Source organism: Pseudoalteromonas sp. GB56, assembly GCF_054923835.1.
This window is the reverse complement of sequence record NZ_JBPCHK010000001.1, coordinates 57046-73587: the sequence shown is the minus strand read 5'-3', so window position 1 is coordinate 73587 and position 16542 is coordinate 57046. Positions and strand designations below refer to the sequence as shown.

At 43.8% G+C, this 16542-nt stretch carries 10 protein-coding genes, 1 other RNA gene and 3 pseudogenes; 9 read left to right on the top strand and 5 right to left on the bottom strand.

Translation table 11 applies throughout. The features are described from left to right. The first annotated feature begins 1 nt into the window (after position 1). Positions 2 to 2347, top strand: coding sequence for a bifunctional aspartate kinase/homoserine dehydrogenase II (gene metL, locus ACH19P_RS00345; RefSeq protein ID WP_462156570.1), 2346 nt, complete (start codon positions 2 to 4; stop codon positions 2345 to 2347). Positions 2348 to 2393: 46 nt separating this feature from the next. On the opposite strand, the gene ACH19P_RS00340 is transcribed toward metL, so the two are convergent. Beyond that, positions 2394 to 4973, bottom strand: coding sequence for a penicillin-binding protein 1A (locus tag ACH19P_RS00340; protein WP_462156569.1), 2580 nt, complete (start codon positions 4971 to 4973; stop codon positions 2394 to 2396). Positions 4974 to 5107: 134 nt separating this feature from the next. Here ACH19P_RS00340 and ACH19P_RS00335 point away from each other — a divergent pair. The 5 genes and pseudogenes from ACH19P_RS00335 (at position 5108) to ACH19P_RS00315 (ending at position 9951) form a co-directional block, all read left to right on the top strand. Continuing rightward, a pseudogene (locus tag ACH19P_RS00335) lies at positions 5108 to 6188 on the top strand (pilus assembly protein PilM). Then, complete coding sequence (locus ACH19P_RS00330) at positions 6176 to 6742, top strand: PilN domain-containing protein (RefSeq protein WP_462156568.1); 567 nt, start codon at positions 6176 to 6178, stop codon at positions 6740 to 6742. The pseudogene ACH19P_RS00335 and the gene ACH19P_RS00330 overlap by 13 nt, the downstream one beginning before the upstream one ends. After that, positions 6739 to 7338, top strand: coding sequence for a type IV pilus inner membrane component PilO (locus ACH19P_RS00325; protein ID WP_462156567.1), 600 nt, complete (start codon positions 6739 to 6741; stop codon positions 7336 to 7338). The genes ACH19P_RS00330 and ACH19P_RS00325 overlap by 4 nt, the downstream gene beginning before the upstream one ends. After that, entirely contained in the window at positions 7338 to 7874 is a 537-nt protein-coding gene (locus tag ACH19P_RS00320; protein WP_462156566.1) for a pilus assembly protein PilP, read from the top strand. The genes ACH19P_RS00325 and ACH19P_RS00320 overlap by 1 nt, the downstream gene beginning before the upstream one ends. Beyond that, positions 7858 to 9951: a type IV pilus secretin PilQ gene (locus ACH19P_RS00315; RefSeq protein ID WP_462156565.1), complete on the top strand. Its 2094-nt coding sequence runs from the start codon at positions 7858 to 7860 to the stop codon at positions 9949 to 9951. The genes ACH19P_RS00320 and ACH19P_RS00315 overlap by 17 nt, the downstream gene beginning before the upstream one ends. 106 nt (positions 9952 to 10057) lie before the next feature. On the opposite strand, the gene dolP is transcribed toward ACH19P_RS00315, so the two are convergent. The 4 genes and pseudogenes from dolP to ACH19P_RS00295 all read right to left on the bottom strand — a co-directional run bounded on the left by dolP (position 10058) and on the right by ACH19P_RS00295 (position 13041). After that, positions 10058 to 10627 carry a division/outer membrane stress-associated lipid-binding lipoprotein gene (gene dolP, locus ACH19P_RS00310; protein ID WP_462156564.1) on the bottom strand — a complete coding sequence of 190 codons (570 nt, stop codon included), beginning with the start codon at positions 10625 to 10627 and terminating at the stop codon, positions 10058 to 10060. Beyond that, positions 10628 to 11219: pseudogene (locus ACH19P_RS00305) on the bottom strand (SIS domain-containing protein). It abuts the gene before it with no gap. Continuing rightward, entirely contained in the window at positions 11220 to 11591 is a 372-nt protein-coding gene (locus ACH19P_RS00300; RefSeq protein ID WP_462156563.1) for a YraN family protein, read from the bottom strand. Then, positions 11536 to 13041: pseudogene (locus ACH19P_RS00295) on the bottom strand (penicillin-binding protein activator). The gene ACH19P_RS00300 and the pseudogene ACH19P_RS00295 overlap by 56 nt, the downstream one beginning before the upstream one ends. A 516-nt stretch (positions 13042 to 13557) precedes the next feature. Here ACH19P_RS00295 and rsmI point away from each other — a divergent pair. The 3 genes from rsmI (at position 13558) to ACH19P_RS00280 (ending at position 16438) form a co-directional block, all read left to right on the top strand. Next, the gene (rsmI, locus tag ACH19P_RS00290; protein WP_462159289.1) at positions 13558 to 14412 is read left to right on the top strand and encodes a 16S rRNA (cytidine(1402)-2'-O)-methyltransferase; all 855 of its coding nucleotides are present in this window, start codon (positions 13558 to 13560) and stop codon (positions 14410 to 14412) included. 78 nt (positions 14413 to 14490) lie between these two features. Further along, an RNA gene (gene rnpB, locus ACH19P_RS00285) (RNase P RNA component class A) lies at positions 14491 to 14841 on the top strand. Between the two features lie 193 nt (positions 14842 to 15034). After that, positions 15035 to 16438 (top strand): MBL fold metallo-hydrolase RNA specificity domain-containing protein, encoded by a 1404-nt coding sequence (locus ACH19P_RS00280; RefSeq protein ID WP_462156561.1) that lies wholly within the window; start codon positions 15035 to 15037, stop codon positions 16436 to 16438. Positions 16439 to 16542: the final 104 nt, after the last annotated feature.

The window sequence follows — 16542 nt, the reverse complement described above, 5'->3', positions numbered from 1 at the left end:
AATGACGCAAGTAGTACATAAATTTGGCGGCTCTAGCCTAAGCAGCGCTGCGCGATACCATGCAGTTGCAAACATTGTCTTAGCACATGCCCAAGTGGGAGACGTGGTTGTCGTGTCCGCAGCGGGAAAGACTACGGATACCTTAGTAAAACTTTGGCAGGCTTATCAACAGGGGGATGCTCATGCTTGTGCAGACGTCTTGAGTGTTGTAAAAGCGCATCAGTTAGAGCTAATAAATGAATTGCTCGATACCACACATGCTAAAACAGCAGCTGACACACTGACACAAGAATTGGCGCATATTTGCAATGAACTCGAAGCAGAGCAGTTAGACGAAGCGTTTTTGCTGGCTCATGGTGAACTTTGGTCAGCGCGCTTATTAGCCGCGTATTTAACGCAAATTGGTGCGAACGCACAAAGTTTAGATGCCCGAGATTTGCTTGTAGCTCAACACGGGCAGTTGTTACATAAAGTGAACGAACAGACTTGTGTATCTAAGGTGAGTAAGGCTCATATCAATGTTATTACTGGCTTTATTGCCTCAGATCACCAAGGTAAAACAGTGACTCTAGGGCGAAACGGCAGTGATTACAGTGCCACCTTGTTTGCACGTTACCTTAACGCAGAAGAAGTGTGTATTTGGACTGATACGCAAGGGATTTTCAGTACTGACCCACGTAAAGTTCCTGAAGCTGTGAAGTACCACAAAATTTGCCGCTCGCAAGCTCAGCTTTTAGCTTGCCTAGGCAACCCTGTATTGCATGCGAAAACCTTATCTCCATTGCATGGTACTGATATTAAACTTTCTGTGCGTAGTTCCTATGACAGCGATGCGAGCGCCACTGAAGTAGTGCGAGAAGGGTGCTGTAAACACAAGCATTTTATTACGACGCTAGGGCAACACGATGTGTATAAAGTGACGCACTTAGACGCGGGCGAAACAGCACGTTTAAAACAGCAGTTACAGGTGAACATCATCGAGTTTATTGAACAAGGCATTATGCATTTAGTTGTTCCTCAAGAGGTCTCTTCATTTGTTTCAGGATACTTTGCGCAAAGAGCCCAATTGGTTGAATCTAATGTATATGGTTTTGCTGTTATTACTCCCGCAGAAGAGCTAGGTGATGCGCAGACACAAATTAACGACGCGTTAGCACAGTTAAACTTCAATAGTCGTTTTCAACATCGTGATAAGGGCTATATTCTGCAGCTTACTGATCAGGAAGTTGATGCAGACAGCTTAACGATATTGCACGAAGCGCTTATTGGAGTAAAACGCCAACTGGCAGTTGTGGTTGCTGGTTTGGGTAATGTCGGAGAAGTATTCTTATCGCAGTTCAATCAACAGTTACAGCGATTAGGTCAACACATCGATGTCAAACTTGTGGCCTTGTTGCGCAGTGAAACTTTGCTTTTCGACCCCTGTGGCGTTGACCCTACCAATTGGCAGCAAAGATGGTTATCGGAAGCAGTTTCATATGATGATACAAAGCTATTGGAAAGACTACAGCAACTCGATTACGAACATAAAGTCGTCATTGATATCACCGCCAGTGAATCATTCAGTGAGTTATATCCGCACTTTGTTAAAGCGGGATGCCATTTAATAAGTGCCAATAAGTATGCGGGGACGGCCCCAAAAAAATGGTATCAGAATCTTAAAGATGACCTCGCTCAGCGCAATTTGCAATGGCGTTATAACACCAGTGTGGGGGCAGGCTTGCCTATCAATTTTGCGCTGGCTGATTTACAACAAAGTGGTGACGTGATTACCCGTGTACAGGGGGTGTTTTCCGGTACCTTGTCTTGGCTTTGTAGTAAATATGATGGAACTGTGCCGTTTTCACAGCTACTGCTTGAAGCACAAGGGCTTGGTTTTACCGAGCCTGATCCTCGAGAGGATCTTTCGGGCAGGGATGTGCAGCGCAAGTTGTTAATTCTTGCGCGCGAATTAGGATTGTCGCTTGATTTAGCAGATATCGAGTTAGAGCCGCTTATGCCAGCGCAACTCGCTGAAGGCTCATGGCAACAATGTCAAATGCACCTAGGCGCTCTAGATGATTTTGTTGCGACACAAGCGAGTGACGCTGCTAAGCAAAATAAAGTATTGCGTTACAATGCTGATTTGCATATCACGGCACACGGCATCAAAGCGCAGGTTGGCTTGGTGGCCGTCACCACTGACAATCCACTAGCGGGGCTCAACCCCGGTGACAATATATTTGTTGTTAACAGCCAGTGGTATCAAGACAACAGCTTGGTTATTCAAGGTCCTGGCGCTGGGAAAGAAGTTACCGCTGCAGGAGTGCACTCTGATTTATACTGGTTAGCCACGAAGCTAAATTAAAAAAAAGCCAGCAATTGCTGGCTTTTTTGTTACTTGAAGAAAAAGGTTAAAACAGTTCACTCTCAAAGAGTTCATCCGCATCTTGTTTTTTATCGTCCTGTGGTTGTGCCTCGAAAATAGTTTCGCGTTTTTTCTCGGCGAAACGAGTAGGGGCAAATCCTTTCATAAAGTATTCAAAGCGGCTACTGAAGTCATTGTTGTGACTCAATAATCCCGATTTCAAATCGATGCGTACAGACTCTAAGCCTTCAGGTGGCTCTATGGGGGCATAGGGCTCATCGGCAAGTGCGACTTCCATAAAGTCAATCCAAGCAGGTTGCGCCGTTTTTGCGCCCGATTCAGCGCCAAAAATTTGTGATTTATCAAGATTATTGTTGTAACTTGTACGCCCCAGAGCGTTCCCTGGGTTATCAAAGCCAACCCAAACTGTTGCCATCACATTCTTGTTAAAACCGCTAAACCAGGTATCAACTGAACTGTTGGTTGTGCCTGTTTTTCCTGATAAATCGCGGCGTTTTAACTTGGTTGCACGCCAACCTGTACCATTCCAACCGTTTCCATACTGCCAGTTGCCACCGCCCCAAATCGCGCTGTTCATTGCATCTGCAATAAGGAAAGCATTTTGCTCTGAAATGACCCTAGGTGCGCACCTTGGTGGCTCTTCTGAAAGGTTATCATCAATTTTTGCTTGTGCTTCGAAATCATCAGTGACTGACTGATCTGACTTAGCGAATTCAGCAAATTCAGCAAGCACCTCATTTTTTCTACGTACTTCGTTACTACACGCAACAACAGGCTGAGCTTTGAATAGTAATTCGCCTTCATTACTGCGAATTTCAGTGATGAAATAAGGTTCAATTAAGTTACCTCCATTCGCGAATGTGCTCATACCTCTGGCTAATTCTAGTGGTGTTAACGATGCGCTGCCCAAGGCTAAGGTTTCATTTTTGGGAATATCTTGCGGCAAAAATCCAAATTTTAGTAAGTGCTCAGCAGTTGGCTCAACGCCAACACCACGAAGTAGTCTTACCGACACTACATTTTTTGACTGTGCTAGTGCACGTCGAACTCGAATAGGACCTACATACTTATCGGGACTGTTCTTGGGACGCCAAGCAACACCTTGGCTCTTATCCCAATGGTTTATAGGCGCGTCATTGATAATGCTGGCGAGGGAATACCCATGCTCTAATGCTGCTGAATAGATAAATGGTTTGATGTTAGAGCCAACTTGACGCTTCGCTTGAACCACTCTGTTGTATTGACTTTGTTCAAAACTATAGCCACCGACAACGGCCTTAATGCGTCCGTCTTTTGGATCCAGTGACACTAATGCACTTGACGCTTCGGGTATCTGAGCAAGCATGATTTGGCTCTGCTCATCAAAGCGATACCAAATTTGTGCACCGGGTGACAGGATATCGGCAGCTGTTTTAGGCGCAAAGCTTTGTCGCGATGAGGTAATGTAGCTGCGAGCCCACTTAAGCCCTTCCCAATCTATCGAAAGCTGTTCACCTTCTTTATTTAGGATTGTGACCGATTGCTCTTGGACTTCTAGGACAACGGCTGCATGTAGGTCTGCTAATTCATTGACCTCTTTCAGTTTCGCGACAAGGGAATCGGCATCAGGTGTTGGCTCGATATCCACTTGCCATAAATATGTATCTGGTCCGCGGTAGCCATGACGCATGTCGTAGGCATATACGTTTTTTCGCAACGCTTGTTGTGCCGCTGCTTGTACTTTTGATTCGACCGAGGTGTAAACTTTGATACCTGAATTGTATGCCTGCTCCTCGCCGTACATGGCCACTAACTCAGCTCGCGCCATTTCCGAAATGTAAGGCGCATACAAATCTATTTCTGCGCCATGGAATTTCGCTGTGATTGGTGCTGCAGTTGCTTCATTATATTCTGATTTAGTGATGTAGCCTTCATCTAACATGCGCCCGAGCACGACATTACGGCGCGCTTTGGCACGTTGTGGATTGCGTATTGGGTTTAAAGCTGATGGTGCTTTAGGTAAACCTGCAATCATTGCCATTTGTGCTAGAGTTAATTCATTGAGAGATTTGCCATAATAGACTTGGGCGGCAGCGCCAATACCAAATGCGCGGTTGCCTAACTCAATTTTATTAAGGTAGAGCTCAAATATTTCGTCTTTGGTTAATAATTGCTCGATATGCAATGCAATAAATATTTCTTTAACCTTGCGGATATATGCTTTTTCGCGTGTTAAGAAAAAGTTTCTAGCGAGCTGCATGGTGATAGTACTAGCGCCTTGGCGTTTCTCACCGGTAGAAATTAATACTAAAGCACTGCGTACGATACCAATAGGGTCAATACCATAGTGTTCGTAGAAACGGTTGTCCTCGGTTGCCAAAAATGCGTAGCGCATTTGTTCGGGAACATCATTGATTTTTACGGGGATTCTTCGCTTTTCGCCAAACTGGTTGATCAGTGCTCCATCCCTTGTAAACACTTGCATTGGCGTTTGTAACTTTACATCTTTTAATACCGCTACGCTGGGAATATCAGGTTTCACGTAAAGGTATAAAGCAACTAGGGTGATACAGCCTAGGAGGACACATATGCAAAGGATTTGTAAAAATTTTTTGAATATTTTCACGGATATTTCCTTAATTGGACTCCCAATTGAGCGCAGACGTTGCTAGTATATCTTGATTAGAAAGTGAATAAAATTTTTTCATCAATAATTTATAAGTCTATTATAATTATAAAAAAAGGTTTCACGTTGCTCTTATGTTAAATCGACTTCTTAAAAAGTCAGTGCCTGCCATGGTAGGCATAGACATCGGCTCGCACTCTGTTAAAGCTGTGTTGTTAACACAGCATGAGCAGGGATATCGCCTTGATGCTGTTGCAATCGAACCAATGCCCAAAGGGGCTATGGCCGAGCGGAACATTCAAGACATCGAAGCGATTGGCCGCGTAATCGCAAAACTTAGACGACGCATTCCAAAGTCTATTAGTCACGCTGTTGTTGCCGTTTCGGGACAAACAGTGATTACTAAGATGATTTTTATGGATGTGTCATTAAGTGATGCTGAATTGGAATCACAGAATCGAAATAGAAGCGGACAGCCTCATCCCGTATCCATTGGATGAAGTGAGTCTCGATTTCGAGAAACTGGATATTAACGAAGCAGATCCATCGAAGGTAAACGTATTGCTATCTGCAGCGCGAACCGAGAGTGTTGAAGCTCGCTCTGGTGCTGTTGAAGCAGGAGGCTTCAGCACTAAAGTAGTCGATGTGGAAACATACGCGCTCAGCCGTAGCTTGGATATCGCATATGCATCTTTGCCTGATGACGCGAAAAACAAAGTGGTCGCGCTTGTTGATATAGGCGCGGTGATGACTTTGGTTAGCGTCGTGCAAAAAGGTGAGACGATTTACACTAGGGACCAAGTATTCGGTGGTGAGCAGTACACCAATACGATAGTTTCTTATTACAATAAAAATTTCGACGACGCTGAACGAGCTAAATGTACTGGCGATTTACCTCCTAACTACACCTTCGAAGTGTTAGCGCCATTTCAAACCTCGTTATTACAACAGGTGCGAAGAGCAATCCAAATGTTCCTGACAACAAGCGGCAAAGATCAAGTTGATTACATTGTTCTTTCCGGTGGTACAACGATGATCGAAGGGCTTGATCGCTTACTTATCGATGAATTAGGTATCCACACTGTTGTTGTTGACCCATTTGCGAGTATGGATATTGGTCCACGCGTTGACCAAGAATTACTGCAAAAGCATAAAGCGCAATTTGCAGTGGCGACGGGGCTAGCATTGAGGAGCTTCTCAGAATGCCACATATAAATCTACTGCCTTGGCGTGAAGCCGCGCGCAAGGAAGCACAACAAAATTTCGCTACTATTGTGGTAGTAGTAGTAGTACTTGCTTTTGGCTCAATGTTTGCATTGAGCTGGGTTTACGGTGCAATGATTGACGGACAAAACGTGCGCAATAACTTTTTAGCTCGCGAAATTCAGGTATTGGATAGGCGAATTGCGGAAATCCGAGAGCTCGACAAGAAAAAAGCCAGCTTGCAGCAACGCATGCGCTTAATTGAAGAGCTACAAAGCAACCGAAATCTGGGTACGCGCATCATGGATGAAGTAGCAAAAATAGTTCCTTCAGGCGTGTATTTTACCACGTTAGAGCGCAGAGGTAATGCTATCCAAATTACCGGTAAGAGTGAGTCTAATAACCGCTTATCGACTATGATTCGTCAAGTTGAAGGTTCCTACTTGTTGGAACGCGCGTCACTTCAAGGCATCGTCGCAGGTGAAGATAACGCTAGGCTACTGAGTGATTTCAACATGCAATTTAGTGTTAAACCTTTTGATGAAATCGGTGAGGTGCAGAAATGAGTCTAGATTTTAAATCCTTGTCTGACATCGATTGGAATGACCTTACGTTAGAAAATGTAGGTGAGTGGCCCGCACTAGTAAAAGGGATTGTATGTGTTGTGGTAGCCGCTTTGGTTTTGTTTTTCGGTTACAAATTTTTAGTCGAAGATAAAATCACAGGCTACGAGTCTGCTTTAAATAAGGAGCAAGAACTGCGTGGTAGTTACCGCGTCAAGTATGCCAAAGCGAGTCGCTTGGAAATATACAAACAGCAAATGGCTGAGATGGAAGAAAAATTCTCTCAGTTGTTAAAAAAGCTACCAACGTCAAATGAAACGCCAGGATTATTGGATGACCTTTCTTATGTTGGTACTACAAGCGGTCTGACCTTTATAAAGATCGGCTGGTTGCCAGAAATTAAAAAGGAGTTTTATACCGAGCTTCCGATAAAAATTGAAGTCGAAGGTAGTTACCATGAGTTTGGTGAGTTTGTAGGTAAGGTAGCTCAATTACCTCGTATCATTAGTCTTCATGATTTTGAGATTCAAGCCACTGGTGATGACCAATTAATGTTTAGTGTCGTTGCGAAAACATACCGTTATGAGGGGGATGAATAATGAAAAAACTCCTCGCGATAGCCTCTATTTCTTTGTTGGTATCGGGTTGTTTTGACGATACTACTGAGCAAAAAGAGTTTATCAACCAAGTTAAGGCAAGTACTCAACCTAAGGTGGAACCAATACCGGAAATCGCACAGTTTGAGCACTTTGCATACAGTGCATCAGATTTACGTAGTCCGTTTGTAGCACCAAGACCTGAGGTTATTCAGGATAAGCTGATTCAGGTTCAAAACTGCCTACATCCAGATCCACAACGTAAAAAGGAGCCTTTGGAACGTTATCCTTTAGATAACCTATCAATGAAAGGCACATTGGGTGCCGGTGCGCAAACATGGGCACTGGTTAAGGCGTCGGATGAAACGTTACACCGAATTTCGCAGGGCAACTATGTTGGCCTGTACCACGGAAAAGTAACTCAAGTACGCAGTAACTACATAGAATTATTAGAGTTAATCCCTGATGGAGCAGGATGTTGGAAAGAACGCCTGACCAAGCTAGAAATGTTGGAGGCAGGTGATGATTCCAGTTCATAATTATCAAGGTAAAAGTACAATGCAAACTAACGCATTCAAAATGAATCGTATCTATTCTTTAGTATTGGCAATAGCTACGCTGTTTATGTCGAGTTTTGCGACAGCGGTACCATTGCTGTACGACGTACGTTACAACCCTCTACTGGAAGGTGAAACGGAAGTTGAATTTGTTTTCGACGAAGAGATTTATGTTGAACCACAAATTCAAGTTTTCAGTGAGCCTGCACGTATTGAGTTATTCTTTGATGAAGCCGACTTCGAGCAAAACCTTGAAGAAGTACTCATAAACAAAGCTGGCGTGGAAAAAGTTACAAGTGAGTTCGTTAACGACGGGTTTAAAGTAACCGTTTACCTTGATCACCTTAAAATCTACCAAACACGTGTTGATAAGAACTTGTTCTATCTACACGTGTCAGACAACCCAACTCAGGACGCAACACAAACAATTGCATCTGAGAGTGAAGGGGCAAATTACATCAACCGAATCCAAGCCTTAGATTTCCGTCGCGGTGAAAAGGGTGAGGCGCGAGTTCTCGTGTTCCTTCAGGAAAATATGGCCGCGATTGATGTTCAAGAACAAGCTGGAAAAGTTGTCGTTGAGTTCCACAACACAGACATTATTGATGACCTGTTGTACCAACTAGATGTAATGGACTTCGGCACTGTTGTTAATATGGTTGAAACCTTCAAAGAAGGCTCAAACAGCCGTATTGAAATCCAAACAACGGATGCATTTGAATACAACTATCAGCAGCTAGATAACATTTTTACACTGACGCTCGAAAAAGATGAATCAAAACGTAGCTTCTTAGGTAATGGAAAAGAATACCAAGGCCGCCCAATGTCTTTGAACTTCCAAGATATTTCTATTCGCGCGGTGCTGCAAATCATTGCAGACTATAACGGTTTTAACCTAGTTGTAAGTGACTCGGTCTCCGGTAGTATTACGCTTCGTTTAGATGGTGTTCCTTGGGACCAAGCGCTTGATATCGTTCTTCGAGTGAAAGGTTTAGACAAACGTATGGAAGGCTCTATCTTAATGGTAGCACCGACTGAAGAGCTGGCTGCTCGTGAAGCAAAAGAGTTGAAAGCTAAGCAACAAGTAGAGGATTTGGAGCCTCTTTACAGTGAATATATCCAACTGAACTATGCAAAAGCACAAGAGTTTGCTGACCTACTTCAAACAGACGTAAACAGTATTCTATCGCCTAGAGGAAGTGTTTCAGTAGATGCTCGTACAAACACATTACTTATCAAAGATACTGCTAAAAGTATTGAAAATGTGCGACGCATGGTTGAAAACCTTGATGTAGCAGTGAAACAAGTAGTAATCGAATCACGCATGGTTACTGTACGTGACAATGTTCAGGAGGATCTGGGTATTCGTTGGGGATTCAGTGACCAACAGGGCAATGATGGTTTCTCTGGCAATTTAGTTGGTGCAAACGATATTGCGAACGGAATTATTCCGAGCATTGGTGACCGTCTAAATGTGAACCTTCCTGTCGCTAATCCTGCTGGAAGTATCGGTATGCATGTTGCGAAATTAGCTGACGGTACGTTGATAGATTTGGAATTATCAGCTTTAGAACAGGAAAATAAAGGCGAGATCATAGCTAGTCCGCGTATCACTACTGCTAACCAGAAGAAAGCACGTATCGAACAAGGTACTGAAATTCCGTATGTACAAGCAGCATCTAGTGGGGCCACTACAGTTACTTTCAAAAAAGCAGTATTGAGCTTAGAAGTAACACCGCATATTACTCCTGATAATAAAGTGATCCTTGATTTGGCAATTACCCAGGATACTCGTGGTGATACTGTAGATACTCCGACCGGTCCAGCAGTTGCAATCGACACACAGCGTATTGAAACTCAGGTGCTAGTAGAAAATGGCCAAACGGTCGTACTTGGTGGTATTTACCAACAGCAAATTATTAACTCTGCAAGCAAGGTTCCATTATTGGGCGACATCCCTTACATGGGTGCTTTGTTCCGCTCAACCAGCGAGCGTAATGAGAAGAAAGAACTACTTATCTTCGTTACTCCGAAGATCATGGTTGATAGCTCGCTATAATTTCAGAGACAAAATCAGAAACTAAAAAAGCCACTGTAAAGTGGCTTTTTTGTTTTCTAACGAATCAGGTAGAGCAGATAGGTGTCTACGTAGACGCAAGAATACATTAGAGGTATTCGAATACCTTGATCACTCTCTCAACGCCAGAAATATTGCGCGCGATTTGCACAGCATCATTTGCTTCTGTTTTACTTACCAAGCCCATCAAAAACACTTCGCCGTTTTCAGTGACGACTTTGATGTTGTTACCGCTGACACTTTCAGCTGCGAGCAATTGTGTTTTAACTTTAGATGTTAGCCAAGTGTCATGACTTTGCGTAGTGATGCTCGTCGGCGATCCAATACGAAGTTGGTTATGAAGGCGACGAAGTCCATCTACGCCCTCTGCAGCGCGTTGAGATTGAGACTTTAACTCTTCGCTAGGAACTTGCCCTAAAAGTAATACGATACCGTTATAGCTTACCACGGTGACATTTGCGTCTTTACGTTCACCCAGTGTGTCTTTTATCGCTAACGTAGTTTTAACTTCAATATTGTTATCATCTATTTGGCTGCCGATAGTGCGTCTGTCGTTGGCTGCTGTAACAGCCCCTGCAGTTCCTGCTACAACAGCCGCTGCGCAGCCTTGCAAGAATAAGCTAGCAACTACGACCCCAATTAGGTGTTTATTATTCATTTAGTCTTCTCCCTGCGGAAATAGCGTCATATCGATGAGTTCGCTGAGACAATGTAAATTGATAAGATGAGATTCCAATATTCGACTAGGGCGTTTAGCTGGTATGCGAACTTCGACATCATTGGTATTTAACAGCCCCGAGAGTTCACCGCCATCATCGCCGACCAATGCAATCACCGTCATGTCTTTGGTCAACGCTGCTTCAACGGCACTAATCACCGACTTCTCATTCCCATTAATTGCGAGCACCAATAATAAATCGCCTTGTTCACCCAACGCTCTGAATCTGTCTAGCGTAGATATCTCGAATTTTGGTACTGGTACTGTGGGCACTTAGATTCATCGCTTGCGCTGACAGTGCAATAGCCGGTAAGCAGGGGCGTTCAGTCTCATAATGATTAACCAATAACCCAGCAAAGTGTTCACTAAGCATATGACAACTAGACGCGCCACAGCATAATAGCTTGTTGCCGTTTATAAGAGCTTGTGCAATTCTTAGTGCCGCAGATTCTAGCGCAGCTGGCAGTACTTCCCCAGCTGCGATTTGTGCTTGTATGCTTTCTGTAAAAAGCGCTTTTATTTGTTCTTGCATTTAAATTACGTTTTTAATCCAGTGAAAACTTTTTGTCTGACTGCCTTCTATTGCTACATAATCAACGCGCAACATGCAGTGGGACAAATTATGTTTTTGAACATAGTGAGCGATTGCTTTTTGTAAACGCTGCTGCTTTTTGTATGTTAGCGCATTAATAGCGCCACCAAACTTACCCGTTTCACGAAACTTAACTTCAATAAAAACAATTGTTGAGGCATCTTTCATGATCAGGTCTATTTCACCATAGCGGCAAGAATAGTTACAGCTTATAGGTATAAGACCTTTGCTGACTAAATACTCTTGCGCAACTTGCTCAAAGTGCTGTCCCTTGTGTCTGCTGTTGAGCCATGTCTTCGGTTGCCAAAACATCTGATAACTCCTCCTGAGTTTCTTGCTTTCGTTGCAAGGGCACTGGCTTAACATGATTTAATCTTACAGGGGTAATCTGTCTAGATTCATATCGAGCCCAAGCTAACTGCCTCACTAATTCACCGTTAGTGTTAACACTCAGAGTGCCGGTCAACCCAACAACGCCTTTACCCGGTAACATGCTGAGTTGGCGAAGTTCTGGAATAACAGAAATAGCATCATAGCCCATGGCAAACAGCCGCATTTCCATATCAGCATTGTTGGGCCACAAACTCTGAATTGTCTCCTTGAGCTGACGATTAGATAAATTGGTCATGCCCGTTGGTGGAAGCATCCACGGCAGCTCAGTAAAGTACAAACCATTTAAATCGCGTTTATCCGACGCATCTATCTGGGAGCTGTGACTTTTTGAACTTGCATATAAAGGGATGCGCTCGACAAAAGTACTGATATTGACATCTAAATAAGGCTTTAACAAACGAGTCTGCGTCGCATCTGCTAACAGGTATATAACATCAATATCGCGTCTAGAACGAGTTTCACTCTCCACTTTTTGGTTAAAAAGGGATTTAATTAATTCAATCCGAGCTTCACTGTTACCCACTTCTAATAGCGCAGTTATGGCTGTTTCCATCTCTTTGTTATCAGCAAACAATCCGACAAGTGGTGCTTGTTCGTTATAAATTAACCACTGTTGGGTAAAGTACTGTGTTAATCGTGAACCAGAACGGTCTCCAGTAGCCAGTAACAAAGGTTTTTTAAATCCCTGAGCCATAAAGTGTTCAAGGGCTTAATCTAGTTCATGCTCTGGCGCAAGAGCAAAAAAGAAATGTTCTGTTGATTGGCGCGGGTTATCACTTCTATTGAGGTAAATAGTTGCGATGCCTTCAAGTAAGCCTTGCGCTTCAAAACGATTAATGTTGGATTTCAACAATGGACCCACAGCAAAATCGATACTGGTAGTTGAAATAACTTCGCGAATTTCGTCGTCACTTTTGTTCGCATCTACAAAATAGACGTTTTCAAATTGGTGGTTATCCAACGCAGCCATTACACCTGTTTTTACTGCTTCTCCAAGTGCTCTATTTGGGCCGCTTAGAGGGAGGAACACACCTAAATTTTTGACTTTAAAAGGTTCCACTTGCATAAGCTTCGCAACATTTTCATCTAGTGCGAAATTAGCAGGGTGCGCAGGATATTGCTTTTGCCAGTTGTTAGTTGCGCTATGCAGCTCGATGGGGGAACCTAAATATAATTGTTTAATCTGAGCAAGTTGAGACCAACCTCTCTGCGATTTAGTCCCTTGGTCTAAAGCTCTTAACTGATTTAGGCTAAGTGATTGTAAACTTTGCCACAAAATTGGGTTTACTTCTGTATTTCCTACTGTCACTTCTGCGGATGCATCTGAAGCACGCAGAAGAAATGGAACAGCTTGAGTGTGCAACCCCATTTTTGCGTAGGCAGCACCTTGAACCAATTGATGCCAATAAAACTCTTCTGTCGTACCTAATTGCGATTGCAATTTAGTGCTGGCACCGAGTGTACTTTGGACGTTTCCTCTTTGAATCTGACTATAGGCAATAATAAGTTGAGACAGAGTGTTGCGTTGTGGATCAACACGCATTAATGCTGAGCTTGCCAATTCCAAAGTGGGCCAGTCTTGTTCATCAATTGCAGCTGACTGAGCTTCTAAGAGTTTATCAACACGGGCTTGAGAACTGAGCTCAATGGCTTGTGCGTAAATTTGTTGTGCAGAAAATGATTCAACCTCTTGCGGTTCGTTGAGGCTTATAGGCCTAATTTCATTTTCTTGTGGCTTTTGTGTTGTGCTGCAAGCTGATAAGCCCGACAATAACATCATTAAAGCAATAGTTTTGAGTCGCACAGTCTTAATGTTCCATTTGGCCATGGTGTGATTCGCTTATCTTACTGACTGATGCAGGAGAGCTCAATGTCCAATGCGGATATTTCAACCGAACGTCAACAAGCAAGCCCTGGTACTTTGTTTGTCGTTGCAACGCCAATTGGTAACCTAGACGATATTAGCCAGCGTGCAATCAAAACCCTATCTGACGTCGACTTAATCGCTGCTGAAGACACTCGTCATACAGCCAAACTATTGTCACATTTAGGTATTAGCAAGCGTACATTTGCTCTTCATGACCACAATGAAAAGCAAAAAGCGCAACAGGTTGTCCAGTGGCTAAACGAAGGGCTTAATGTTGCGTTAGTCAGTGATGCTGGTACGCCGCTTATCAGCGACCCAGGTTATGCGTTAGTGAATTTATGCCGTGCTACAGGTGCGAGCGTTACACCAATACCTGGAGCTTGTGCCGCTATTGCTGCGGTGAGCTGCTCAGGTTTACCAACAGATAAGTTCCAGTTCGTGGGCTTTTTACCGGCAAAAAGTAAAGCTAGGCAAGAATTTTACCTTGCAGCGTATGATACCGGCATGACCAGTATTATGTACGAAAGCACTCACCGTATCATGGCGAGCCTCAATGATTTAAAAGAGGCACTTGGTGCAGAGCAGCAGGTGGTGCTTGCCAAAGAACTCACCAAAAGCTTTGAAACCTTTTTCAATGGCACTGTGATCGAACTCATTGCATTTCTAGAAGAAGACACTGCGCGTCAAAAAGGTGAAATTGTCTTGATGTTGCCTGGCAAGCCTGATCAAAGCAGTGAAATAAACCCAGAAGCACTGCGATTAATTGAGTTGTTAAAGGCTGATATGCCACTCAAAAAAGCGTGTGGTGTGGCAGCTGAATATTTTGGCTTGAAGAAAAATGCACTCTATAAAAGCATGTTAGAGCAGGAATAGCCTCTACAATTGAATCTATCTAATGGCTTGCTTCAACTTCGTCTGGCTAGTTTCGAGTAAATAAGTATAATACCGCGCTGAGTCGGCTAGATAATCGCTGCCTGTGACGAAAATGATCAGGGGGAGGAAAGTCCGGGCTCCACAGGGCAGGGTGCCAGCTAACGGCTGGGGGGCGCAAGCCTACGACAAGTGCAGCAGAGAGGAGACCGCCAACTTCGGTTGGTAAGGGTGAAAGGGTGCGGTAAGAGCGCACCGGGCCACTGGTAACAGTTGGTTGCAAGGTAAACTCCACCCGGAGCAAGACCAAATAGGGTTCCTTATGGTGTGGCCCACATCGGAACCGGGTAGGTTGCTTGAACCTTGGAGCGATCCAAGGTCTAGACGAATGATTATCCACGACAGAACCCGGCTTACAGGCTGACTCACATATTTCCTTGGCCGCCTGAATTTCAGGCGGTTTTGGAAACCTTCAAAGACGACTACCAAGCACTTTTTTGTTATGGCAGTATCACTGCCAATATCGCTCTCGGCGAAATATTTAGGCGCGATTACTTACCTTACGTCCTATTGCCACTAGACTTATAAAACAGTCTCTTCCACTTAATATTGTTGGTTGACCACTATGGCAACAATTACATTTTTTGGTGCAGCGCAAGAGGTGACAGGGTCATGCCACCTCGTAAGCGCACAGTCGCTTGGCGATGTGCTACTTGATTGTGGAATGCATCAAGGTACGCGTGCTAAAAATTTAGTCTCCAGAGAGCAATTTGCTTTCAACCCAACAGCGATTGACGCGGTGATTCTTTCTCATGCCCATTTAGACCACTCGGGGCGACTCCCTTCGCTTGTGCATGATGGTTTTGCAGGGCCAATATATTGTACTCAGGCAACGGCGCAGCTACTGTCTATCATGTTGTTTGATGCGCTTAGCTTGTATGAAAGTGATTTGCGCAGAGAAAATCGTAAGCGGGCGAGAAAAGGTAAGTCTGGACTCACTGCACAGTATTGCAAAGACGATGTTTTAAATGTTCTGGAAAGCGTCAAGCCATTTGCCTACAAGGAAAAAATACAGTTGCATAAGGGGGCAACGCTCACCTTTTTTGACGCTGGGCACATTCTTGGTTCTGCCATTGTGGAGCTAACATTTGAAGACAATGGCACATCAAAAACACTCGTTTTCTCCGGCGATCTTGGCAACAAAGACACCTTATTGATGAATGACCCTACGATGCTCGAAGAGGCCGATATCGTGCTTATGGAAGGTACCTACGGTGATCGTGAGCATAAATCAGTGGGAGATACGCAAAGTCAATTTAGAGATATCTTACATACTGCTTTTGAAAAGGGCGGAAATGTGATAATCCCTGCATTTGCAGTTGGGCGCACACAAGAGTTACTGCTTTATCTAGGCAAATTACAGCTAGCGGGTGAATTGGATAATTGGCAAGTATTCTTGGATAGTCCGATGGCCATTGAAGTGACCAGTGTGTATGACCAGTGGTTGCCAACATTAGATTGTGAAGGGGTGAAAACATTATGCACAGGGGAACAATCACTGTTAAAAAACTTTTTATCGACCCTGCATTTGATGGTTGCAGCGGAAGATTCCATGGCGATAAATAAAATAAGTAAAGGAGCGCTCATTATCGCAGGCAGCGGCATGTGTACAGGTGGGCGAATAACACATCATTTTAAACATCGTATTTGGGACAGTCGTAATACGTTAATTTTCGTGGGATATCAGGCGAATGGTACATTAGGCCGAACTTTAGTGGATGGTGCACAACACGTTAAACTTTTCGGCGATGATATTATCGTAAAAGCAGATATTGAAACTCTTGGGGGTTTTTCTGCGCATGCCGCTCAAGCGGCACTGATTGAATGGATAACTCACTTCAAAACAGCTCCTCAGGTTGTATTAGTTCACGGTGAATCAGATACATTAGCTGCACTGGCAAGTAAGCTAGCAGTGGAGTACAACATAGATGCCCATATTCCCATTTTAGGGGAAACAATTTCGTTTTAATGCCCTTGCTTGTAATGTGATGTTTGGCGAAAAGAAGTGGGTAACAAGGTAAACTATTTTCAGTAGATGCTAATTTTTAGCGTCCACAATGCTAAATCCTGCCA